Source organism: Hymenobacter sp. 5317J-9, from assembly GCF_022921075.1.
Classification (GTDB): Bacteria; Bacteroidota; Bacteroidia; order Cytophagales; family Hymenobacteraceae; genus Hymenobacter.
The window spans coordinates 4023747-4044828 of the sequence record NZ_CP095050.1 but is presented as its reverse complement, the minus strand read 5'-3'; the positions used below and the strand labels follow the sequence as shown (position 1 = coordinate 4044828).

The following is a 21082-nucleotide window of genomic DNA, read 5'->3' as shown; positions in this document are numbered from 1 at the left end:
GGGGGCCAATGGCAGCGGGCAGCTTATCAGAAGGGGAGCCAGGCTCGGAAACTTCGTCGTGCTACTCATTAAGGCCGCAAGTTAGGTCGTAAGCCGCTTATTTCCTTACTTCTGCCGGAATAAGTGTGTACAGCGCCTGCAGAAATCGGTCGATTTCGGCCTTGGTAATGTTGAGCGGCGGCAGCAGGCGGAGCACAGTGGGGTCGGAGGCGTTGCCCACGAAAATGTGGTGCTCCGAGAGCAACTGGTCGCGCACGTCCTTGATGGGGAAATCGTACTTGATGCCCACCATCAGGCCGCGGCCGCGGATTTCTTCGGCGCCGGCGTGGGCCAGCAGCTCGCGGCGCAGGTAGTCGCCCATCTCGGCGGCATGGGCCAGCAGGTGTTCGTCTTCGATGACTTCGAGCACGGCTAGGGCGGCGGCGCAGGCCAGGTGGTTGCCGCCGAAAGTGGTGCCCAGCAGGCCGTAGGATGCCTTCAGGTGGGGCGCAATGAGGATGCCGCCGATGGGGAAGCCGTTGCCCATGCCCTTGGCCACCGAAATAATATCGGGCCGGATGCCGGCGTGCTGGTGTGCGAAAAACTTGCCGCTGCGGCCGTAGCCGCTCTGCACCTCGTCAGCAATCAGGATGACGCCATACTGTTTGCATAACGCCGCCAGGCCCTGCAGGAATTCATCGGAAGGCATGATGATGCCGCCCACGCCCTGTATCGGCTCGATGATGACGGCGCACACATCGCCGCCGTGCAGGATGTCGGCCACCGCCTTCAGGTCGTAATCGACGAAGCTGATGGCGTGGCCCGCGTTGAAGGGCGCAACGATTTTCGGGTTGTCCGTAGCCGCCACCGCACCCGAGGTACGGCCGTGAAACGCGCCTTTAAACGCCACCACGCGGGTTTTACCGGTGTGGAAGGAGGCCAGTTTCAGCGCATTCTCGTTGGCCTCGGCCCCCGAGTTGCACAGAAACAGCGCGTAGTCCTCGTAGCCCGACACTTGGCCCAGCTTGTGCGCCAGCTGCGTCTGAATCGGAATCTGCACCGAATTGGAGTAGAAGCCGATGTTTTGCAGCTGCTCGGTGAGGCGCTGCACGTAGTGCGGGTGGCTGTGGCCGATGGAAATAACGGCGTGGCCGCCGTAGAAATCCAGGTATTCCTGGCCCTGGTTGTCCCACAGCTTGGCGCCCAGCGCCCGAACGGGCGTGATGTTGACGAGGGGATAAACGTTGAAAAGCTCCATGGTTTTTGGTGTCAGAGCGTAGTTAAAATTAGAACGTCATGCTGAGCGAAGCGTAGCGGATTCGAAGCATCTCTACTGCTCTATTGCAGATTACTCCACTTATCCAGCATTGCACCATAATGTGCAGTAAGCGTTGTTGATTCGCCAGATTCTGGTACTGCTGCAGCTTCTAAATCAAGGAACATTGAAGTGATGATTTCCAAATCCCTTGCAGAAATATCAACTTGGTAGAAGTCAGTATACACTTCTTGTTGATTGTTATGCAGCGCTGGTTTCTCAATCTTGTTGTGAATCAGCAAATGGTTGATGGTATCAGATAAATCATGCCTTCCAAACTGTTGTAGATACTGACGTGTCATATTAAGCGTGGCAAAATCAAGGACTTGTCCCTTGTTTTTAAACTGCTTGTATTCACCTGCGTCCATAAGTCTGTCAGTAATTAAATTCAACGAAGCGGTAGAGATGCTTCGACTACGCTCAGCATGACGTGCTGGAGGATTACAAAAGCCCCGCTTTAAGATTCAATCCTGTCGTTTCCGGCAGCCCAAATAGCAAGTTCATATTCTGCACCGCCTGGCCTGAAGCACCTTTCACCAGATTATCAATCACCGACGTAATCAATAATTGCTTGCCCTGCTTCTGCACATGCAACAGACATTTGTTGGTGTTCACCACCTGCTTGAGGTGAATTTCCTTGTCCGAAACCGTGGTGAATGGTGCGTCGGCGTAAAACTGCCGGTACAGCGCCTGCGCCTCGTCCTGCGTCAAATCCGACGGCGTGTAGACGCTGGCGAAAATGCCCCGCGAGAAATTGCCGCGGTAGGGGATGAAGTGCATCTCGGCCTCCGACTGCGGCTGCAGCTGCACCAGGCTCTCGCCGATTTCGCCGAGGTGCTGGTGCGTGAAGGGCTTGTAGATGGACACGTTATTGGTGCGCCACGAGAAATGCACCGTTTCCGACAAGCTTTGCCCCGCGCCGGTGCTGCCGGTGATGGCCGAGACGTGGATGTCGTCGGTGAGGCGGCCGGCCTTGGCCAGCGGCAGCAGCGCCAGCTGAATAGCCGTGGCGAAGCAGCCCGGGTTGGCAATGCTCTGGGCCTGCTGGATGCGGCTTTTGTTCAGCTCCGGCAGACCGTACACGAACTCGCGGCCTTCAAACTCGGCGTCCGCGTGCAGGCGGAAGTCGTTGCTCAGGTCGATGACGTGCGTGGTTTCAGATAGGGCGTTTTTGTGCAGCCACGCCTTGGAATTGCCGTGGCCGAGGCACAGAAATACCACGTCCTCGTCGCCGGCTAGTTCGGAGGCAAACACCAAATTGGTTTCGCCCACCAGGTCGTCGTGCACCTGGTACACGGGGTTGCCGGCGTTCGAGGTGCTGACGATGCCGCCTAGCTCCACAAACTCGTGGTGCAGCAGAATGCGGATGAGCTCGCCGGCCGTGTAGCCGGCGCCGCCCACGATGCCGGCCTTAATTTTCATCGTGCAGGCTAGCGCTAATTTTCAGCTGGTTGCCGAAAATCTTGATGAAACCTTTCGCGTCGCGCGAATCCCAAGCGTTGTTTTCCTCGCCGTAGGTGGCCACTTTCGACTGCATCATGTCGTACTTCGATTCCACGCCGAGCAGGTCGAACTGGTAGGGCTTGAGCTGCACGAATACCTTGCCCGACACGTGGTTTTGCGACGAGGTGAGGAAGGCTTCCATGTCGCGCATCACCGGGTCAAGATACTGCGCCTCGTGCAGCAGCGTGCCGTACCAGTTGGCGATGTAATCCTTGTGCAGCAGCTGCCAGCGGGTGCTGGTGTGCTTCTCCAGCAAGTGGTGCGCCTTGATGAGAATGAGCGGCGCGGGCGCCTCAAAGCCTACCCGGCCCTTGATGCCCAGAATGGTATCGCCCACGTGAATGTCGCGGCCCACGGCGAAGGCCGCGCCCAACTCGTTAAGCTTCTGAATCAGGGCCACGGGCTCCAGCGTTTCGCCATTCAGCGCCACCGGCTCGCCTTTCTCGAAGGTGATTTCCACGCGCTCCGAATCCTGGCGCTGCAGCTGCGAGGGGTAAGCACTTTCGGGCAGGGCCTCGTGCGAAGTCAGCGTTTCAACGCCGCCCACGCTGGTGCCCCAGATGCCTTTATTAATCGAATATTTCGCCTTCTCCCAGCTCATCTCGAAACCCTGCTTCTGCAGGTATTCGATTTCGGCCTGGCGCGACAGTTTCAGGTCGCGGATAGGGGTGAGGATTTCCGTTTTGGGTGCAATCACCGCAAATGCCACATCGAAGCGCACTTGGTCGTTGCCGGCACCGGTGCTGCCGTGCACGATGTAATCGGCCTCGTTAGCACGGGCATATTCGGCAATGGCCAGCGACTGGAACATGCGCTCGGCACTCACGCTCAGCGGGTAGGTGTCGTTCTTCAACACGTTGCCGAACAGCAGGTAGCGCAGGCAATCCTGATAAAAGCGGGTGGTCACATCGATAACTTCGTGCTTCACCGAGCCCAGCTCGTAGGCGCGCTTCTCGATGGCGGCCAGCTCCTCGGCCGTGAAACCGCCCGAGTTGACGATGACGGTGTGAACTTCCAAATCAAGCTCGCGCGACAAATACACGGCGCAAAACGAGGTGTCGAGGCCGCCGCTATAGGCGAGAATGGCTTTTTTCTTCATGATTACAGTGCAGAATCGGTTTCAGAAGGAGTAGGGGCGGGGTCGGTGCCGATGGGCAGCGGGGGGGTGATATGCGCGGCAAAATCGGGCACTTGCACCTGCACAAGCTGCTTCTCGGGCGTGTCGTAGAGCATGCCAGTGCAGAGGCACATCTTGCGCTCGTTCTCCATCAGGATGCCGTAGTTTTTGCAGCTTTTACAGCCTTTCCAGAAGTCTTCGCTAGTGGTCAGCTCTGAAAAGGTGACGGGCTCGTAGCCCAGGTCCGTGTTGATTTTCATCACAGCCAGGCTGGTCGTAATGCCGAAAATTTTGGCCTGCGGGTACTTGGTACGCGACAGCTCGAACACCGCCTGCTTGATGGCCCGGCCCACGCCACCCTTGCGGATTTCGGCGTTCACAATCAGACCGGAGTTTACCACAAACGTCTTGTCGTCAAAGGTTTCGATGTAGCAGAAACCTGCCAACTCGTCGTCGACGAAGGCGATGATGGCGTCGCCGCTTTCCATCTTTTTGGCCACGTAAGCTGGTTCGCGCTTGGCGATGCCCGTGCCGCGCGTTTTGGCCGACTCGATGTACCACTGGCATAATTGTTCAGCGTACTGTGCGTCCGCTGGCGTTGCAACCCGAATTGTCATTGATTGAGGAAATACTTAGGGATAGATACGCGGCTGTCCGGAAACCCGCTGTATACGGGAAACTCCTGCTAAAGCCCAAACCTGTCTGTAAGTGTGAGCGGATACTAGCCCGGCTCAAAAGGGCTGGCCAAGGGGCCAACATGCGGCTGTTGAAGCCGCTAGGGTCGTCGAACCAGTGCGCAAGCGGTTTCGCACACGCCGGCTACTCCCGGCCAGGCGGCGGGGGCGGGCAAAGTGGACATAGAAACCGAACGGGTCATGGCGAAAATGAGGCGATTCGGCGCTGTAACGAAGCCGAGAACCAAGTGGTTCAAATCTGGCGCAAAGGTAAAAGGCCCTACTTTTGCCCGCAACATTTCCGTGTTATTTTTTGAGTAGGCCAGCGTGTCAGCGCAGGCCACCGCTAACGTGAAGAGTTGATGAATTCGGTAGTAAAAATATTTAAAATAGGCGGCGGCATCATTGACCACGAAGCCGAATTGCAGGAATTTCTACGCTTGTTTTCCGGCGTCAGCGGCCCGAAAATATTAGTGCATGGCGGTGGCAAAGGCGCCAGCGACATGCTGCGCCAATTGGGCATTGCGCCGCGCATGGTAAACGGCCGCCGCATCACCGACGCCGCCACGCTGGATTTGGTAACGATGTTTTACGCGGGCAAAACCAACAAGCAAATTGTGGCCACGCTGCAAATGCTGGGCGTCAACGCCTTGGGCCTGACCGGCGCCGACGGCAACGTTATTCAGGCGGTGAAGCGCCCGGTGCGGGAAATCGACTATGGTTTTGTGGGGGATTTGAGCGAGGCCAGCGTGAATACACACATGCTTCACCACTTTCTGGTGCTGGGGCTTACGCCGGTGCTCTGCCCAATTAATCACGACGGGCACGGACAGTTGCTAAATACCAATGCCGATACCATTGCGGCATCGGTGGCCAAAGCCTTGTGCAAGCAATACGAAGTAGAACTGCATTTTTGCTTCGAAAAGCGCGGCGTGCTGACTGATATTTCCGATGAAACATCAGTAATTCCAAAAATTAATCTGGCCGACTACGCATTATTAAAAGAAAGCGGGGTAATTGCCGACGGCATGCTGCCTAAATTAGAAAATGCATTTGACGCGCTGCAATTCGGAGTGGAAAAAGTGATTATTGAGCATGCGCTTTATATCGATGACGCGCTTCATACCACGCTATGCCTGACGTAATAAATTCATTGCACGAGGCCGCGGTTGCGTTGTTGATGCAGCTGATAAAAACGCCCTCGTTTTCGCGGGAAGAGGCTGACACGGCAACGCTGATAGAAGCGTTTCTGACCGCGCACGGCGCCACCCCGCACCGGCGGCAAAATAACGTATGGGCATTCTCGGAGCATTTTGATGCGCAGAAGCCTACCATTCTGCTCAACTCGCACCATGACACGGTGAAGCCCGGCGCGGGGTGGCATGAGAACCCGTTTGGAGCAGTGCTGGAAGGCGATAAATTGACCGGCCTGGGTAGCAACGATGCCGGCGCATCGGCAGTTAGCTTGCTGGCCACGTTCCTGCATTTTCGAAATAAGCCAAACGCGTTTAATTTAATTTGCGCAATAACCGCAGAGGAGGAGATTTCCGGCGCCAATGGCATTCGCAGTGTGCTGCCCGAATTTGGCAAAATTGAGCTCGGAATTGTGGGGGAGCCAACGGGCATGAACCTGGCCATTGCTGAAAAAGGCCTGCTGGTACTTGACGGCACTGCGCACGGCAAAACCGGCCATGCGGCCCGCGACGAAGGCGAAAATGCCCTCTACAAAGCGCTTGATGACATTCAGTGGCTGCGTAATTACCAGTTTCCAAAGGTGTCGGGGCTGCTGGGGCCTGTTAAAACCACTGTGACGCAAATCAGCGCCGGCTCGCAGCACAACGTGGTGCCCGACCGCTGCCAGTTTGTGGTGGACGTGCGCACCAACGAGCTGTATAGTAACCAGGAGGTGCTGGCGATAATTCGGGCGAATGTGCAGGCAGAAATAACGCCACGTTCCACGCATTTAAATTCGTCGCGCATCAGCGAAAATCATCCGCTTATTCAGAAAGGAAAGACCATGGGTAAGCAGATTTACGGCTCGCCCACGCTGTCGGACCAGTCGATGATGCCGTTTGAAACCCTGAAAATGGGGCCGGGCGACAGTGCCCGCTCGCATACGCCCAACGAATACATTTTGCTCAGTGAAATTGAGTCGGGTATTCGTGATTATATCAGTTTGCTGTCGGATTTTTCTTTTTGATGCAGGCGAATAACGATGCCGGCTGCGTTCAGTATAACAGCGTATTAGCGCGGCATGGTAATCTGAATTGACTTAACTAAACAGGAATTATGAAAATTTGGGAGAAAGGATTTTCGGTAAACGATACCATTGAGAAATTTACGGTGGGTCGCGACCGGGAATTGGACATGTACTTGGCGCCTTTTGATATGCTGGCGTCGAAAGCGCAGGCCAACATGCTGGCCAAAGCCGGTTTGATATCGGAAGAGGAGCGTCAGCAATTAATTACCGGCCTGGACGAGCTGCTGGCGCAGGTAGAGGCCGGCACATTTGCCATTGAAGCCGATTTTGAGGACGTGCATTCCAAAATCGAGCATTACCTCACCCAGAAGTTTGGCGACGCCGGCAAAAAAATACACACGGCCCGCTCACGAAACGACCAGGTGCTGACGGCCATTCAGCTGTTTTTGAAGGACTATACCGAGCGCATTGCCACGAAAATGATGGCGCTGGTGCGGGTGCTGGTGCAAAAGGCTGAGGCCCACCAGGCCGATTTGCTGCCGGGCTACACGCACTTTCAGGCGGCCATGCCCAGCAGCTTTGGGCTGTGGTTTTCGGCGTATGCCGAACATTTGCTGCTGGATTTGGCGCTGTTTGAAGCGGCGCACACCGTGGCCAACCAAAACCCGCTGGGCTCGGGCGCGGGCTTCGGCAGCAGCTTCCCGATAGACCGCGAAATGACGACCCGCGAAATGGGTTTTGGCAGCGTGGCGGTGAGTGCCGTGGGGGCGCAAATGCTGCGCGGCAAAACGGAAAAAACGGTAGCTTTTGCCATCGCCGGCGCGGCCGGCACGCTGGGCAAACTGGCCTATGACCTGGTGATGTACAACAGCCAAGATTTGGGCTTTGTGACGCTGCCGAAGGAGTTTACAACGGGCTCCAGTATTATGCCGCACAAGAAAAACCCCGACGTGTTTGAGCTGGTGCGGGCCCATGCCAACCGCCTGCAGGCGCTACCCAACGACATTATACTGGCCACCAGCAACCTGCCCAGCGGCTACCACCGCGACTTTCAGCTGCTAAAAGAGCTGCTGTTTGGGCCTATGGTGCAGTTTGCTGACTTGCTCGACATTCTGCTGTTTGCCTTGCCTGAAATCAAGATTAAGCCCGGCGTGATTGAGCAGGAGAAATACGACGCTGTTTTCTCGGTCGAAAACATCAATCAATTAATTATTGCCGGGGTGCCGTTTCGCGATGCGTACCAGCAGGTGGGGCGCGCCGTGGAGGACGGCAGCTACGTGCCACACCGCGAATTTCACACCACGCATCTGGGCAGCATTCACAACCTGGGGCTGGCCGAAATAGCTGCCAAAATGGAGCGCTGGCAGCAAAGCACGCTTTTTACCACTAAGTAGCATTGGCAGTTAACGTCGCCATTTACGGGATTTTGAAAGATGAATAGACTGGTGCCGTCGGGTATCCGATTCGGTGTGTGGGGGCTCCTGACCGTACTGCTGTTGCTTTTGCTGCCCTTGGCGGGCCGTGCCCAGGGACTGCGCGTGCTGGTGCGCGACTCGGCGCGCCAGGAGCCGCTGATTGGAGCCAGCGTGGCCGTGCCCGGCACCGGCCTGGGCGCCGGCACCGATGCCACCGGCACGGCCGTGCTCGACCCGGCTCCGGCGCCCGGCACGCGGCTGCGCGTGAGCGCGCTCGGTTTTCGGCCGCAATTGGCGGTGGCGCCCGCGGCCGGCGCGGCCCTCACCGTGCAACTCGCGCCCAGCGCCGAAGAAATAGAGGAAGTGGTGGTGACGGCCACCCGCACCAACTCCCGCATCGAAGACCTGCCCACGCGCGTGGAGGTATTGGGCCTAGAGGAACTGGAAGAGGAAAGCAGCATCAAGCCCGCCAACATTGCGGGACTGCTGGGCGACTTTGCTGGCGCCCAAATTCAACCCACGTCGCCTACTACCGGCAACGCCGACCTGCGCCTGCAGGGCTTGCCGGGGCAATACACCCAGATTTTGCGCGATGGCGTGCCGTTGTACGGCGGGTTTGCGGGCTCCTTCGGCCTGCTCACCATTCCGCCGCTCGACCTACGACAAGTAGAGCTCATTAAAGGGTCGAATTCGACGCTGTACGGCGGCGGCGCCATTGCGGGCCTGGTGAACCTGGTGAGCAAAACGCCCACGCTTGACCGGCCCAGCTACGCCCTCAGCCTCAACCAAACCACGTTGCGCGAAACCAACCTGACCGGTTTTGCGGCCCGGCGCGGCGCCCGCTGGGGCTACACGGCGTTTGTGGGCCTCGTCAACCAGAAGGAGAAAGACGTGGACGGCGACGGGTTTGTGGACGTGCCGCGGGCCCGCAGCATCAACCTGCACCCGCGCCTGTTTTTTTACCCCAACGCGCACAGCCAGCTGGCGCTGGGCTACAACGGCACGGCCGAGAGCCGCCGCGCCGGCGACCTGCAGGTGCTGAAGAACGGCCCCGACATTGCCAGTGGGCGGCTGTTTTACGTGGACAATACCAGCCTGCGCAACACCGTGGACCTGCTGTACGTGAACGACAGCGTGGCGCGGGGCGTGCTTACGGTGAAGGCCACGGGCACTGATTTTGTGCGCGATGTGAACACGCCCGTCGCCAGCTTCACGGCGTTCCAGACCACGTATTTCGCCGAGGTCAACTACCTGCACGCGTATGGGCGGCACACGGTGGTGGCCGGCCTCGACGCCAACGGCGAGCAGCTGGGCTCGTTCAACCGCAGCGCCACGCCGCTGCGCAGCCCGTACCGCTACGCCACGGTGGGCGCTTTTGTGCAGGACGACTGGCGCCTGCTGCCGGCCCTCAACCTGCAAACCGGCCTGCGCTACGACCACCACAACCAGTTTGGCGGCTTTTTGCTGCCGCGGGTGGCTTTGCTGTATAAGGCCAGCCCATCCGTCACGGCTCGCCTGAATGGGGGGCTGGGCTACCGCGCGGCCGTGCCCTACATCAACAGCCTCGACGAGCGCGACTACCCGCTGGTGCAGCCCCTGCGCGGCGTGCGGGCCGAAACTTCGCTCGGCATCAACGGCGATGTCAATTATCAGCACACCTTCGCCGGCTTCGATACCCCGCTCACGCTGAACGTGAACCAGTCGTTTTTCTACACGCGGCTGGCCGACCCACTGGTGCTGAACGGCAGCGGTTTTGCCGGTGTCAGCGGGCAGAATTTTCTCACTTGGCAGAATGCCGCTGACCCGCTCTCGACGCGCGGCCTGGAAACCTACGTGCGCCTCCGCGCCGACGAAACCGAGCTTTACCTGGGCTACGTGTATACCGATGCCCGCCAGCAATATGATGCGGTGAACACGCGCCTGCCCTTGTCGGCCCGGCACAAGTTTGCCGCCGTGGCGCTGGTCGACCTCACCGAGCAATTCAATGCCGGAATTGAAGCTTCCTACACCGGTCAGCAATACCTGTCTGACGGCCGCACCACGCCGGGCTACCCGCTGTTTGCGGCCATTGTGCGCTATCACACCGATGCCTGGACGGTGGCCCTGAACGGCGAAAACCTGCTCGATTACCGCCAGACGCGCCGCGAGCGGGTGGTGAGTCCGCCGCTGGGCAACCCCGTGTTCAGCGAGCTATGGGCGCCGGTGGAGGGCCGCGTCATCAACCTGTCGGTGACGTGGCGCTGGGTGAAAGGCTAGCTCAGGCCCAGGCCAATACCAAAGTGCCCGCCAGGATGAGCCCCGCGCCCAGCGCGCCGCGGGCCGAAAGGGTTTCGCCCAGAAACGCCACGGCCAGCAGCAGCGCCAAGGCTACGCTCAGCTTGTCGATGGGGGCCACGCGGCTCACGGGGCCCAGCTTCAGGGCGCGGAAGTAGCACAGCCACGACGCCCCCGTGGCCAGCCCCGATAGCACCAGAAACAGCCACGTGCGGCCCGACAGCGCCGGCAGTCCCGCCGTGGCCCCGCGCGCCACGGCAATGCCCCAGGCCAGCACCAGAATGACCACCGTGCGAATGGCCGTGGCCAGGTCGGAGTCGACGCCTTTGATGCCGATTTTGGCAAAAATGGCGGTGAGGGCCGCAAAGAGGGCCGAAAACAGGGCGTAGGGAAGCCAGGAAGCCATAAGAAAACCAGCGTGATGGCGGGCAAAGAGCTGCCCGTAGCCGGGCCTACGCACAACGACCCGCAACCGTCGGGCCCCGCGCCTAGTACTAGCCCTGGCGGAGCCATTATGCCGAGTTTGCTGTTACCTTTTTACCTATGCCCGAATCCGATTCTACTTTCCGCCGGCCCGACCTGCTGCGCCTCGACTACGACACTTACCGGGCCCTGCCCGCCGTGGCCAATTCCGACTTGTCGCGCCTGCGCGACGCCCTCGACGGCCGCCCGCCGCGCCCCCAAACCAGCGCCGCCGACGGCGCCCTGAGCTTTGGCACCGCCTTTCACACCGCCCTGCTCGAACCCAACGACTACGTGGCCGGCCAGCCCGGCCTCAACGACACGCTGGTGTGGTGGCTGGTGGACGGCGTGAAGCTCGACTCGCGCCTGAACGAGCTGCTGGCCGTGGGCCAGCCCGAGGTGAGCGTGCTCTTCACCGAGTCTCAAACCGACACGCTCTGCAAGCTGCGCGCCGACCTCATCGTGGACCACGCCGACCACCCGTTCACCATCATCGACTTCAAAACCACCATGGCGCGCGACGCCGACCATTTCCTGTGGCAGTGCGCGGCCTACGACTACGACCGCCAGGCCGCCTTTTATACCGATGCGCTGCGCGCCGAGCGGTTTCTGCTGGTGGGCGTGCAAAAGGTGGAGCCGTTTGGGGTGTTCACCATCGAGGTGAGCGAGCAGATGCTGGCCGAGGGCCGCCAGAAATACCAGCGCCTGCTGCGCCTGCTGAAGGCCCCGGCCACCGCGCCCGCCTACCGGGCCGAAGCCGTGCAGGCCGCCGTGGACGCGCTGGGCCTGAGCGCGGAAGAATAAGCGCCCCTGGCCCCCGGCCGGACGTAGGAAATATGTGCAAAAAGCGGAAGCAAATGCACTGTGCTCATTAGCGGAATCAGCTTAAATAAATTTAATGGTAAATTACTGATACAAAACAGGATGGTTTCTTTAGAGAAGCAATTGGTTGGAATTTGAAGCAGTAATTTTGTTGCGCGGCGTGCTAAAGCAGTAGCGTAATTATATAATTTCTTCTCTTTTCCACTCACTGTTTTTCTACATGAAACAAACTTTTATTCATTGCCTGGCAACGGCTTTGTTGCTGAGTCTGGCGGCCCTGCCGGCGCGGGCGCAGTACGTGTTTAAGGATAGCCCCGACGCCGCCTCGAACGGGCTGGGGCCTTACGCGCAGAATTTTGATGGATTGGCGGGGACCAAGGCCAATTTCGCCAGCAATTCGACGCTGACGGGTGTATACGCCAGGTACGTGCTCGACACGGGCACCTTTGCCGGGGTAGAGCTTGAATCGTTCACGCGGGCCGGTACATCGGCCAAGCTCGGGCCCGACGACGGCACGGAGGGGGCCACCGCAGCGGGCACCGTCGACGCCGACGGCACGCCCCACGGCCCTTCCTGGTACCACTTTGGCGCCCCCGGCGGCACCGACCGCTCTTTGGGCGGCATCGCGGGCACCACCACGGGCTCAGGCAAGGGCTACGTGGGCATCCGGTTGAAGAACTCGTCCACGAAAACCATCGTGAACCTGGAAATTCAGTACGCCATGGAGCAGTGGTACAATTCGAGCCAGACTCAGGCTGCCAACGTAACGGTGGACTACCAGCGGACCACGACCACCACGGCCACCATCACCTCGCTGACAAGCGGCACCTGGACGGCCATTTCCGAACTGGGCGTGCCGGCACCCTCGACTTCGACGGCCATTGCGCCGCGCAACGGCAACGCCGCCACCAACCGCCGCGTGAAGCAAACCACGCTGGTGGGCATCAACCTGCTGGCGGGCCAGGAAATCATGGTGCGCTTTGGCTACGTGTTCAATTCGTCCACCAACGGCAATGGCCTGAGCGTCGATGACATTGTCGTCACGCCGGAAACCAACATTTACTACTCGCTGCCCGGCGACAACAAAAACCTCGACTCCAAAAACAACTGGGGCACCAACGTGAACGGCACGGGCACTGCGCCCACCAACTTCACGGCCGCCAACACCATCTACTACGTGCAGGGCAACACCGGCACCGCCGACCGCATCAACGGGACCTGGACGGTGAGCGGCGCCAACTCCAAGATTGTGGTGGGTACTCCGTCGTCGCCGGCCACGCTCTACGTGAACGCCAACGACCTCATTCAGGGCACGGTGGACGTGGGCGCGGGCTCCACGCTGCAGATTAACCAAGTGAACAACAACCTAAGCCTGGGCGCGCTGCACCCCAGCAGCACCGTGGAATACGTGAACGCCAGCACCACCTCCCAGAACGTGAAAGGCGCCAGCTATGGCACGCTCAAGCTCTCGGGAACCGGGCCAAAGTCGCTCACCGGCGGCGTGCTGGTAAATGCCGGCCTGGCCTTCAACACCACCGGGGCGTCCATTCTCAGCCTCAACGACTACAACCTGCTGCTGCTCAAGGGGGCTACGTTGACCGGCCTGAGCGGGGCCAACGCTTTCTTCGTGACCAACGGCAAAGGCAGCCTGCAGCGCACCGTGTCGAGCGACGGCGTGGATGTGCTGTTCCCGGTTGGCACCTCGGCCACGTCCTATACGCCGGCCCTGCTCAGCCAGACCCAGGCCCAGTCGGAAGACACTTATAGCGTGCGGGTGGCCCCGGAGGCCTATGTGCGCTACACCAACGAAGTGGGCGTGGTGGGCACCGAAGCCCGCGACCGCAACGTGAAAAAAACCTGGTTTGTGGGCGAAGAAGTGGCTGGCAACTCCAGCATCACCCTCAAGCTGCAGTGGAACGACGCCGACGTGGTGACGGGCTTCCAGAATGCGCTGGCCCACATCAACCACTACCTGAACGGCGTCTGGGACCGGTATAATACCGAGCAGGGCGCTACCGCGGGCACCATCGCCAATTCGAGCGTGGTGACGCGCACGGGCATCACCAGCTTCTCGCCGTTTGCCGTCTCGTCGCTGCCCAACGGCTCCCTGCCGGTGGTGCTCACGGCCTTTGGCGCCCAGCGGGCCGGCACGGCCGTGGCCTGCACTTGGACCACCGCCACCGAGCACAACAGCCGCGACTTTGCCGTGGAGCGCAGCCGCAACGGCCTCACCTTCGAGCTGCTGGGCCGGGTGGCCGCGCAGGGCAGCAGCAGCGCCTCGCGCACCTACCGCTTCGCCGATGAGCACCCGCTGGCCGGCCTGGCCTACTACCGCCTGCGCCAAACCGACCTCGACGGCACAGAATCTTTCTCGCAGGTGGTGGCTGTGAACGGCTCGGCCGCCTTGGGCATGCCCGCCGTGGTGCCCAATCCCGGCACCGGCCGCTTTGCGCTGGTCGATGCCGATGGCCGGCCCCTGGCCGGGCCTGCCGTGGTGTTCAACACGCTGGGCGCCGTGGTGCGCCGCGTGCCCGCCAGCCAGACCGGCGCGAGCAGCTTCGATTTGAGCGACCAGCCCGCTGGCCTGTACCTCGTGCAGGTGCCCACGGCTGCGGGCACCTACACGGTACGCGTGCAGAAGAACTAACGTCCTTTTCCGTTGTAAAAGCCCTCCTCACGCTCGTGAGGAGGGCTTTTTAGTGCTTAACGTATTTTGCTTACTAATTAGTAAGTAAGTGTTATCTTTGGACCCAGATGACGACCCAAGCAGCCCCGGCCACTTTACCGCCCGACACCCGCACCCGCATTCTGGACCTGGCTGAAAGCCTGTTGCTGGAGCGCGGCTTCAATGCCTTTAGCTACCAGCACTTGGCCAGGGCACTGGGCGTGAAGCCGGCCGCTATTCATTACCATTACCCCAGCAAAGACGACCTAGGCACGGCCATTGTGGCCCGGCAGCTCCGGCGCCTGCGCAAGTGGCGCGACCTGCCCCGCGTGGCCGACCTGCCGCCCGCCGAACAGCTTGAGGCGCTGTTTGCGGTGTATGACAACCACGCCCGGCAGGAGTGCCGCGTGTGTCTGTTTGGCGCGCTGGCGGCCGATTTTCGGACGCTGCCTGCCCTCATGCAGGCCGAGCTGCGCACCTTCAACGGCGAGCTCACGGCCTGGCTGGCCCAGGTGCTGGCCGTGGGCAAGGCCACCGGGGCGCTGCGCTTCGTGGGAAGTCCGTCGGCCAAGGCCGTGCAGGTGCTCACCACGCTGGCCGGGGCTCTGCAGGTGGCCCGCGTGCACGACGAGACTCCGTACCACACCATCGTGGCCCAGCTCCGCCTGGAGCTGCTGGCCTGATTGCGGCTCGTCTGCATTGTCCGTGCTGCTGCTTTCGCTTTTCCCAACTGACCAAACTATGACAAACACTTTCTCGCCCGCCCACGACTATTATATGGCCGAAGGACCAGCGCGTGCCGCCGCGCCGCGCGTGCGCTACCCCTCGCCGCCCGCCGGCCTGCGCCTGTTGCGCTGGCAGCTGAAGGTGCTGTCGGCGGTGGCGCCCAGCCTGGCGTTTCGGACGGCCTGGAAGGTGTTTTGCACGCCGCGCCGCCTGCCGCAAAAGGCCTGGGAAGCGCCCGTGCTGGCCGATGCCCGGCGCCGCACCGTGCCTGCTGCCACCGGCCCCGTGGCCGTGTACGAGTGGGGCCCGGCCGCCGCGCCCGCCGTGGTGCTGGTGCACGGCTGGGAACACCGGGCCAGCTTCTGGCGGGCCTGGGTGCAGCCGCTTCTGGCCGCTGGCTACCGCGTGGCGGCACTGGACGGCCCGGCGCACGGCGCCTCGGCCGGCCAACTGGTGACGCTGACGGATTACGGTGGGGCCGTGCAGGCGGTGGTAGATACGGTGGGGGAGGTGCGCGCCATCGTGGCGCATTCGTTTGGGGCGGCGTCGGTGGCGGGGCTGCCGGTGCGGCTGCCCGGCGGGGCGCCCCTGCCGCGCCTAGTGCTGCTGAGCGCGCCGGTGGGCCCGCGCGCCGTGGCCGGACGCTTTGCCGATTTTTTGCAGCTACCGGGCACGTTCGTGACGCAGTTTGCGCAGTACGTGGAGCAGGCCACCGGCCGCCCGGTCGATTCTTTCGGCGCGGCCGTGGCTGGCCCCACGGCGGGCCCCGAGCAGGTGCTCGTGCTGCACGACGAGGACGACGAAATCATTCCCTTCGCCGAGGGCCGGCAAATTGCGGCGGCCTGGCCCGGCGCGGTGCTGCACGCCACCAAAGGCCTGGGCCACAACCGCATTCTGCGCGATGAAGCCGTGGTGCGTGCCGGGGTCGCGTTTATCGGGTAGTCACGGGTTTGGGAAGCCCGCGCGGGCATGCTTCAGAAAAGGGGAATATCTTGGCTGTGAAAACAGGCTTGTCGCCGGGTTTCATAAGTTGGGCTTCCACTTTCTGGCTGTTTCATCATGCGCATTCTTTCCGTCAACGTAGGCCGGCCCCGCACGCTGGAATGGATAGGGCGGGGCATCACCACTGCCATTTTTAAGGAGCCCGTGGCCGGCCCCGTGCTGCTGGACGGAACGAACCTAGCCGGCGACCAGCAGGCCGACCTGCGCGTGCACGGCGGCCCCGATAAGGCTGTGTATGCTTACGCCAGTGAGCATTATGCCTATTGGGAAGCCGAGCTGCCGCCCGGTGCCTTAACCGGCCCGGCTGCTTTTGGCGAAAACCTTACCACCGCCGGCCTGCTCGAACGCGACGTGCGCATCGGCGACGAGTTTACGATGGGCACGGCCGTGTTGCGCGCCGCCCAGCCCCGGCAGCCCTGCTACAAGCTCAACCTGCGCTTCAACGACCCGGAAATGGTGTCGCGCTTCGTGGCGGCCGGCCGCAGCGGCATCTACTTCCAGGTGCTGCGCCCGGGCGTGCTGCAGGCCGGCGACGCCATCGAGCTGAGCCGTCGCTCGCCCTACGCCGTCACCATTCAGGACGTCACTGACTTGTATTACGGCGTGCTGCAGAGCCCCGCAGCGGTGCAGGAACTGCTCAGCATTCCGTACCTGCCGGCTTCGGTGCGGCGCCATTTCACGGCCGGGTAATGCCGCGTTGCGCATAAGTCTAAAGGGCGTCCACGCCTTCGGTGGCCAGTTGGCGCAGCACGTCGCGCAAGCCTTCGGCCTCGCCAATAAGCCGCGCCACGTGCTGCACGTATTCAGCCTCGGCCCGCAGGTCGCGCTTGAGCTGGCGCAGTTCCAGCTCCTGCTTTTTGCCCGAGCCCGTAACGAAGCCATTAGGCCCGTATTTCAGCTCATTCATGGCCTGTTTTAGCTGGGCTTGCTGCTGGAGCAGGGCGCGGGTGTAGCGGGTCAGCACGTCGTCGGCCTCGGCATCAGCTGGGCCCGATTCGGCCAGCAACTGCAACAGGGCGTAAAGGTCGTCGGCCTCGTAGGCTTCGGTGATGCGCTGCATCTGGGCCGTTTTGTGGGCTTGCTTTTCGGGGTCGCGCTCCAGGTCGGGGTGGTGGGTGCGGGCCAGCTGACGGTAGATGGTTTTAGCGTTGGACTCCAACTGCTTCTGGTCGGCCTGTGCGGCTTCTTCCTGCTTGCGCTGGGCCTTGTTTTTGCGGCGGGCCCGGGCGGCGGCCGCGGCCTGCTCGTGGGGCGGCAGGGTGGGGTCGGGGATGTATTCTGGCTCTGCTTTGGCTTTGCCCGGCGTTGGCTCAGCGGCGTCGGCAGTGGCCGCGGCCGTCCGTCCGTGGGGGGCATACTTGCGGATGATGGCGTCCTCGTCCTCGCCAAACCGGTCTTCCAGCGCCCGCGCATTGCCCAGAATCAGGTCCGTAATCTGCTGCTCTTCCAGGCGGCTGAAGTAGCCCAGCAGCAACGCCCCCTCCAGCGGCGGAAACAGACTGCGCCGCGCGGCCACCACCGTGGCGGCCGCCGGGCCCACCTGCTGCCAGTAGCGCCGCCGGGCCTCGGCCTGCTCGGCGCGCAGGTCGCGCAGCCGCTCGCGCAGGTTCTCCACGTCCAGAATGGCCTGCCGAAATGCCTGTTGGGCCGGCGTGCCCGCGGGCGTTTCCTCCACCCTGACGGGAACGGTGATAGGCGCCGGGTGGGCGGAATCAGATTTTTTCATAGCCTGCAAAATTACGGCGTAGGGTGCGGGGCTGGCCCCCGCCCGCCGCTGGCGCGATTCACTTCACCGCCGGGCCGGGACAAGCCCTGCACCTACGGCCACAGCTCAAATGCCACTCGAAACGTGTTGCAGTGCGCGTCCACGATGTCGGCCAACCGCTCGGAATAGCCGCCGCCCATGCTCACGGCCACCGGCAAACGCCGGGCGCGGCATAGGCCCAGCACCAATTCGTCGCGCTGGCGGCAGCCGGCCGGCGTGAGGGCCAGCTTGCCCAGCTTGTCGGTGGCCAGCACATCCACGCCGGCCTGGTAGAAGATGAAATCGGGCTGCACGTTCTCCACCAGCGACGGCAGGGTGGTCGTTAATAGGTGCAAATACTCCGCGTCGCCGGTGCCCAGTTCCAGGGCCACATCCAGGTCAGACTTTTCCTTGCGCAACGGGTAATTGGCCCCGGCGTGCATCGAAAAAGTAAAAACCCGTGGCTCGTGCTGGAAAATGGCGGCCGTGCCGTCGCCCTGGTGCACGTCGAGGTCCACAATCAAAATCTGCTTCGCCAAGCCGTGTGCCAGCAGGTGCGCGGCGGCAATGGCTTGGTCGTTGAGCACGCAGAACCCTTCGCCGCGGTCGGCAAAAGCATGGTGGGTGCCACCGGCCAGGTTCAGGCCCACGCCGTCGTGCAGGGCGTGCAGTGCCGATTGCAGCGTGCCCGCGCTACTGCTCAGCGAGCGGCGCACCAGCTGCGGGCTTTGTGGCAAGCCCAGGCGGCGCACTTCGGCGGCGCTCAGCTCCAGGTCGCGCACCTTGTGCCAATATTCGGCGGTGTGCACCCGCAGCACATCGGCTTCGGCGCACAGGCCGGGCTCGTAAAAGTCCTCTGGTGCGGCAATGCCCTGCCACAGCAGCTGCTCCCGAATCAGCGCGTATTTGGCGATGGGGAACCGGTGTCCGGCGGGCAGGTCGAGGGTGTAGTGGTCGGAAGTGGCGAGGCGCGGCATGTGGCCGTAATACCCGAAATGCGGAGGTGGAGTTTATTGATGGTAATAAAACAGCTCGGATTTGTTGCGCATAAAATCTGGTTTATTCGGGCCAATTTGTGGTTTATGAAAAATATTTAAAAATTATTTCGAAAATAATTTGCGCAATAAAAATTAATTGCAAACCTTTGTCGCACCAAAAGCAAACAACCATGTACCGCCACGAACTATTCACCAGCAATTCGGATAAGATGCAGCCCGGTCGGCTGCTTCCGCTCGGTACGTTTGCCTGATTTCAGCTCTGCTGAAACCTGACACCGCCCGAGCCCACAAGCTCGGGTTTTTTGTTGCCAGCCGGTTATCAACCGCTTAACTCTTTCACCCCATGCCTAATATCCGCCCCAGTTACCTGCCCAAGCAGTTCTCGAAACGGCCCGATTGCGGCCTCTGGAATCGGTGCGGCCGTGCTTCTCTTCTTTGTCGGAAACGTCGATAGCCTCGGCGTAAACCCCACGAACCAGACAAGCCCGGCCCAGTAAAAGCCGGGCTTTTTCGTGTAATTACTTCGCAAATAAAACGCCGTTTTTATTTGAACAGGAGAGGTGCGTTTAATTCAAATTGAATTAATGGTTGATTGCAGAATGGTTAATTAATCAGCCGCAATTACCTGCATTAATTTCCTTGTTACTCACGCTTAGCTAATAGTTTTTCACCATGCGTCTCCACGTATTCAGCTCCTTTTTAATTCCGCCTGGTGCGGTACGGCCACTGCAAGTAGTGGCCGATTCTAAACGCCGTGGCCGCTATGAGTGGCCCCAACAACGACAGAAAACGGGTTGCCGACTTCGTGCGCCCACCTCCCCTTCACCTTCTAGCTAGGCACTGCCCGCGGGCAGGCCCCCGCTTTATGGCAAACCGTAACAAACCGATTTCGGCGGAAGCTTACCGCTGGAAACAGGCCGGTGTCGCGCTTTCGCGACACGTCGACTGGCGCAATTGGCCTCAGTCTAAGCAAATAGAATACATGTTTTCCTTCGGCTCGCCCCATGCGCTTTACGAAGCCTTGGGCGTCGATTCGGCCCTGGCGCAGCTGTACGCGGCTTGCGTGGTAGGCCGCACCGGCGCGGAAGAGGGCAACATTTTGGGCGCGTTGCGGGCCTTGGCTTCTAAACGCACGGGGCTGTTGCACCGCTCCGAACTGGTCCAAAGCGTAGCAGCTCTAACCGAACGGTATGCCAAGCGAGTACGTGAGGTGGCTGATTGGAAGCCCAAGAGCAATAACGTGTTTCGGCAGCTAACCAGCCTGGTCCGGCATTTATTCGACCCTTACGGCAACACGCCGGAATGGCTGATTGAATCCTGGACGCGCCCGACGCTGGTGGAAGACGGCGTGAACCTGCCCGATTTGACTGTGCACCTGGGGCAGGGGCATTCGCTGCGCAGCTTTCCGCGGCTGCCCGTGCGCCTCAGCAAACGGCTGGAGCACGGCATGCGGGAAGCCCCCGCCGGCTGCACCTTCCGCGAGGCCCTGCGCTACGCCCAACTCGCCGCCCGCGACGCGCTGGCGTGGTGGGGCCCGGTGATGGAATCGCGCCTGGGCCGGGCACCCCTAGTTGATGATGCCTTCTGGCTGAGCGTAGTGGACTTTTTCGTAGCCGCGCCCATGGTCGACCCGTGCCATTTTGGTCCCGTCTGCGACTGGATTCATCAGAAGCGCAGCGTGGGCATTGGGCCGGAGCCGGCCCAGCCGGGCTTCACGCTCAAAGGGCGCAGCATGGCTTCTGTGCTGGCTCACAGCGAACAGTGGCATCGTGGCTCGGCTCGGGAGCGTCGCCAATCGGGCGGCACTGCTTCCCCCGATACCAGTTGGGGCGGGTTGCCGGTGGCCAATTTTCTGGCCGGGCCGGTGCGCATCGAGCAGCTCACCACTGCTGGCCAGCTGCAGGAAGAAGGCAACGCGCAGCGCAACTGCGTGGCTACTTACCTGCAATCGTGCCGCCTGGGCCGCTGCGGCATCTTCTCACTGACCGTGGACGGCACCCGTGGCCTGACCATCGAAGTAACCGCCCACCGCACCGTGGTGCAGGTGCGCGGCAAATACAACCGCTGGATGACTCCGCAGGAGCACATCTGGATGATGCAATGGCTCAATGAAGCCCGCCTGGTGCTGTCGAAACACGTCGGCATTGACTGGCAGGACTAACGCGCCACTGTCAACTAAATCTGTA

General features: G+C 61.1%; 18 protein-coding genes. 10 read left to right on the top strand and 8 right to left on the bottom strand.

What is annotated here, in order from left to right:
- Nucleotides 1-97: 97 nt before the first annotated feature.
- From MUN81_RS16975 to MUN81_RS16955, 5 genes are all read right to left on the bottom strand, one after another.
- Nucleotides 98-1237, bottom strand: coding sequence for an aminotransferase class III-fold pyridoxal phosphate-dependent enzyme (locus MUN81_RS16975; protein WP_245112548.1), 1140 nt, complete (start codon nucleotides 1235-1237; stop codon nucleotides 98-100).
- Nucleotides 1238-1317: 80 nt separating this feature from the next.
- The gene (locus tag MUN81_RS16970; RefSeq protein WP_245112541.1) at nucleotides 1318-1662 is read right to left on the bottom strand and encodes a hypothetical protein; all 345 of its coding nucleotides are present in this window, start codon (nucleotides 1660-1662) and stop codon (nucleotides 1318-1320) included.
- 73 nt (nucleotides 1663-1735) lie between these two features.
- Nucleotides 1736-2716, bottom strand: a complete 981-nt coding sequence (gene argC / locus MUN81_RS16965) for an N-acetyl-gamma-glutamyl-phosphate reductase (protein ID WP_245112539.1) — start codon at nucleotides 2714-2716, stop codon at nucleotides 1736-1738.
- Nucleotides 2706-3896 carry an argininosuccinate synthase gene (gene argG / locus MUN81_RS16960; protein WP_196287649.1) on the bottom strand — a complete coding sequence of 397 codons (1191 nt, stop codon included), beginning with the start codon at nucleotides 3894-3896 and terminating at the stop codon, nucleotides 2706-2708. Before argG ends, argC begins: the two co-directional genes overlap by 11 nt.
- Nucleotides 3897-3898: 2 nt before the next feature.
- The gene (locus MUN81_RS16955; protein ID WP_245112537.1) at nucleotides 3899-4531 is read right to left on the bottom strand and encodes a GNAT family N-acetyltransferase; all 633 of its coding nucleotides are present in this window, start codon (nucleotides 4529-4531) and stop codon (nucleotides 3899-3901) included.
- Between the two features lie 419 nt (nucleotides 4532-4950).
- Between MUN81_RS16955 and argB the strand changes: the two genes are divergently transcribed.
- The 4 genes from argB (at nucleotide 4951) to MUN81_RS16935 (ending at nucleotide 10459) form a co-directional block, all read left to right on the top strand.
- Nucleotides 4951-5733: an acetylglutamate kinase gene (gene argB, locus MUN81_RS16950; protein ID WP_245112535.1), complete on the top strand. Its 783-nt coding sequence runs from the start codon at nucleotides 4951-4953 to the stop codon at nucleotides 5731-5733.
- The gene (locus tag MUN81_RS16945; protein ID WP_245112533.1) at nucleotides 5721-6788 is read left to right on the top strand and encodes a M20 family metallo-hydrolase; all 1068 of its coding nucleotides are present in this window, start codon (nucleotides 5721-5723) and stop codon (nucleotides 6786-6788) included. The genes argB and MUN81_RS16945 overlap by 13 nt, the downstream gene beginning before the upstream one ends.
- Nucleotides 6789-6877: 89 nt before the next feature.
- Entirely contained in the window at nucleotides 6878-8182 is a 1305-nt protein-coding gene (gene argH, locus MUN81_RS16940; RefSeq protein ID WP_245112531.1) for an argininosuccinate lyase, read from the top strand.
- Between the two features lie 39 nt (nucleotides 8183-8221).
- Complete coding sequence (locus MUN81_RS16935) at nucleotides 8222-10459, top strand: TonB-dependent receptor (RefSeq protein ID WP_245112529.1); 2238 nt, start codon at nucleotides 8222-8224, stop codon at nucleotides 10457-10459.
- 1 nt (nucleotide 10460) lies between these two features.
- Here MUN81_RS16935 and MUN81_RS16930 read toward each other — a convergent pair whose 3' ends face one another.
- Nucleotides 10461-10883 (bottom strand): EamA family transporter, encoded by a 423-nt coding sequence (locus tag MUN81_RS16930; protein WP_245112527.1) that lies wholly within the window; start codon nucleotides 10881-10883, stop codon nucleotides 10461-10463.
- 137 nt (nucleotides 10884-11020) lie between these two features.
- On the opposite strand from MUN81_RS16930, the gene MUN81_RS16925 reads away from it, so the two are divergent.
- The 5 genes from MUN81_RS16925 to MUN81_RS16905 all read left to right on the top strand — a co-directional run bounded on the left by MUN81_RS16925 (nucleotide 11021) and on the right by MUN81_RS16905 (nucleotide 16844).
- Nucleotides 11021-11743, top strand: a complete 723-nt coding sequence (locus tag MUN81_RS16925) for a PD-(D/E)XK nuclease-like domain-containing protein (protein ID WP_245112525.1) — start codon at nucleotides 11021-11023, stop codon at nucleotides 11741-11743.
- 238 nt (nucleotides 11744-11981) lie between these two features.
- Nucleotides 11982-14408, top strand: a complete 2427-nt coding sequence (locus MUN81_RS16920; RefSeq protein WP_245112523.1) for a T9SS type A sorting domain-containing protein — start codon at nucleotides 11982-11984, stop codon at nucleotides 14406-14408.
- Between the two features lie 107 nt (nucleotides 14409-14515).
- Nucleotides 14516-15109, top strand: coding sequence for a TetR/AcrR family transcriptional regulator (locus MUN81_RS16915; RefSeq protein ID WP_245112521.1), 594 nt, complete (start codon nucleotides 14516-14518; stop codon nucleotides 15107-15109).
- A 58-nt stretch (nucleotides 15110-15167) separates the two neighbouring features.
- Nucleotides 15168-16094, top strand: coding sequence for an alpha/beta fold hydrolase (locus tag MUN81_RS16910; RefSeq protein WP_245112519.1), 927 nt, complete (start codon nucleotides 15168-15170; stop codon nucleotides 16092-16094).
- Between the two features lie 117 nt (nucleotides 16095-16211).
- Nucleotides 16212-16844 carry an MOSC domain-containing protein gene (locus MUN81_RS16905; RefSeq protein WP_245112518.1) on the top strand — a complete coding sequence of 211 codons (633 nt, stop codon included), beginning with the start codon at nucleotides 16212-16214 and terminating at the stop codon, nucleotides 16842-16844.
- Between the two features lie 19 nt (nucleotides 16845-16863).
- Here the strand turns inward: MUN81_RS16905 and MUN81_RS16900 are convergent, their stop codons facing one another.
- Together MUN81_RS16900 and MUN81_RS16895 are read right to left on the bottom strand one after the other, a co-directional pair.
- Entirely contained in the window at nucleotides 16864-17880 is a 1017-nt protein-coding gene (locus tag MUN81_RS16900) for a J domain-containing protein (RefSeq protein ID WP_245112516.1), read from the bottom strand.
- A gap of 92 nt (nucleotides 17881-17972) precedes the next feature.
- Entirely contained in the window at nucleotides 17973-18875 is a 903-nt protein-coding gene (locus MUN81_RS16895) for a histone deacetylase (RefSeq protein WP_245112515.1), read from the bottom strand.
- Nucleotides 18876-19878: 1003 nt separating this feature from the next.
- On the opposite strand from MUN81_RS16895, the gene MUN81_RS16890 reads away from it, so the two are divergent.
- Nucleotides 19879-21057 carry a PcfJ domain-containing protein gene (locus MUN81_RS16890; protein WP_245112514.1) on the top strand — a complete coding sequence of 393 codons (1179 nt, stop codon included), beginning with the start codon at nucleotides 19879-19881 and terminating at the stop codon, nucleotides 21055-21057.
- Nucleotides 21058-21082 lie beyond the last annotated feature (25 nt).

What these genes read in the sequence shown, in the direction of transcription:
- MUN81_RS16915 (WP_245112521.1), top strand. Translation starts at nt 14,516, where the DNA reads ATGACGACCCAAGCAGCCCCGGCCACTTTACCGCCCGACACCCGCACC.
- argC (WP_245112539.1), bottom strand. Translation starts at nt 2,716, where the DNA reads ATGAAAATTAAGGCCGGCATCGTGGGCGGCGCCGGCTACACGGCCGGC.
- argH (WP_245112531.1), top strand. Translation starts at nt 6,878, where the DNA reads ATGAAAATTTGGGAGAAAGGATTTTCGGTAAACGATACCATTGAGAAA.
- MUN81_RS16900 (WP_245112516.1), bottom strand. Translation starts at nt 17,880, where the DNA reads ATGAAAAAATCTGATTCCGCCCACCCGGCGCCTATCACCGTTCCCGTC.
- MUN81_RS16910 (WP_245112519.1), top strand. Translation starts at nt 15,168, where the DNA reads ATGACAAACACTTTCTCGCCCGCCCACGACTATTATATGGCCGAAGGA.
- MUN81_RS16945 (WP_245112533.1), top strand. Translation starts at nt 5,721, where the DNA reads ATGCCTGACGTAATAAATTCATTGCACGAGGCCGCGGTTGCGTTGTTG.
- argG (WP_196287649.1), bottom strand. Translation starts at nt 3,896, where the DNA reads ATGAAGAAAAAAGCCATTCTCGCCTATAGCGGCGGCCTCGACACCTCG.
- MUN81_RS16925 (WP_245112525.1), top strand. Translation starts at nt 11,021, where the DNA reads ATGCCCGAATCCGATTCTACTTTCCGCCGGCCCGACCTGCTGCGCCTC.
- MUN81_RS16930 (WP_245112527.1), bottom strand. Translation starts at nt 10,883, where the DNA reads ATGGCTTCCTGGCTTCCCTACGCCCTGTTTTCGGCCCTCTTTGCGGCC.
- MUN81_RS16890 (WP_245112514.1), top strand. Translation starts at nt 19,879, where the DNA reads ATGTTTTCCTTCGGCTCGCCCCATGCGCTTTACGAAGCCTTGGGCGTC.
- MUN81_RS16975 (WP_245112548.1), bottom strand. Translation starts at nt 1,237, where the DNA reads ATGGAGCTTTTCAACGTTTATCCCCTCGTCAACATCACGCCCGTTCGG.
- argB (WP_245112535.1), top strand. Translation starts at nt 4,951, where the DNA reads ATGAATTCGGTAGTAAAAATATTTAAAATAGGCGGCGGCATCATTGAC.
- MUN81_RS16955 (WP_245112537.1), bottom strand. Translation starts at nt 4,531, where the DNA reads ATGACAATTCGGGTTGCAACGCCAGCGGACGCACAGTACGCTGAACAA.
- MUN81_RS16905 (WP_245112518.1), top strand. Translation starts at nt 16,212, where the DNA reads ATGCGCATTCTTTCCGTCAACGTAGGCCGGCCCCGCACGCTGGAATGG.
- MUN81_RS16970 (WP_245112541.1), bottom strand. Translation starts at nt 1,662, where the DNA reads ATGGACGCAGGTGAATACAAGCAGTTTAAAAACAAGGGACAAGTCCTT.
- MUN81_RS16920 (WP_245112523.1), top strand. Translation starts at nt 11,982, where the DNA reads ATGAAACAAACTTTTATTCATTGCCTGGCAACGGCTTTGTTGCTGAGT.
- MUN81_RS16895 (WP_245112515.1), bottom strand. Translation starts at nt 18,875, where the DNA reads ATGCCGCGCCTCGCCACTTCCGACCACTACACCCTCGACCTGCCCGCC.
- MUN81_RS16935 (WP_245112529.1), top strand. Translation starts at nt 8,222, where the DNA reads ATGAATAGACTGGTGCCGTCGGGTATCCGATTCGGTGTGTGGGGGCTC.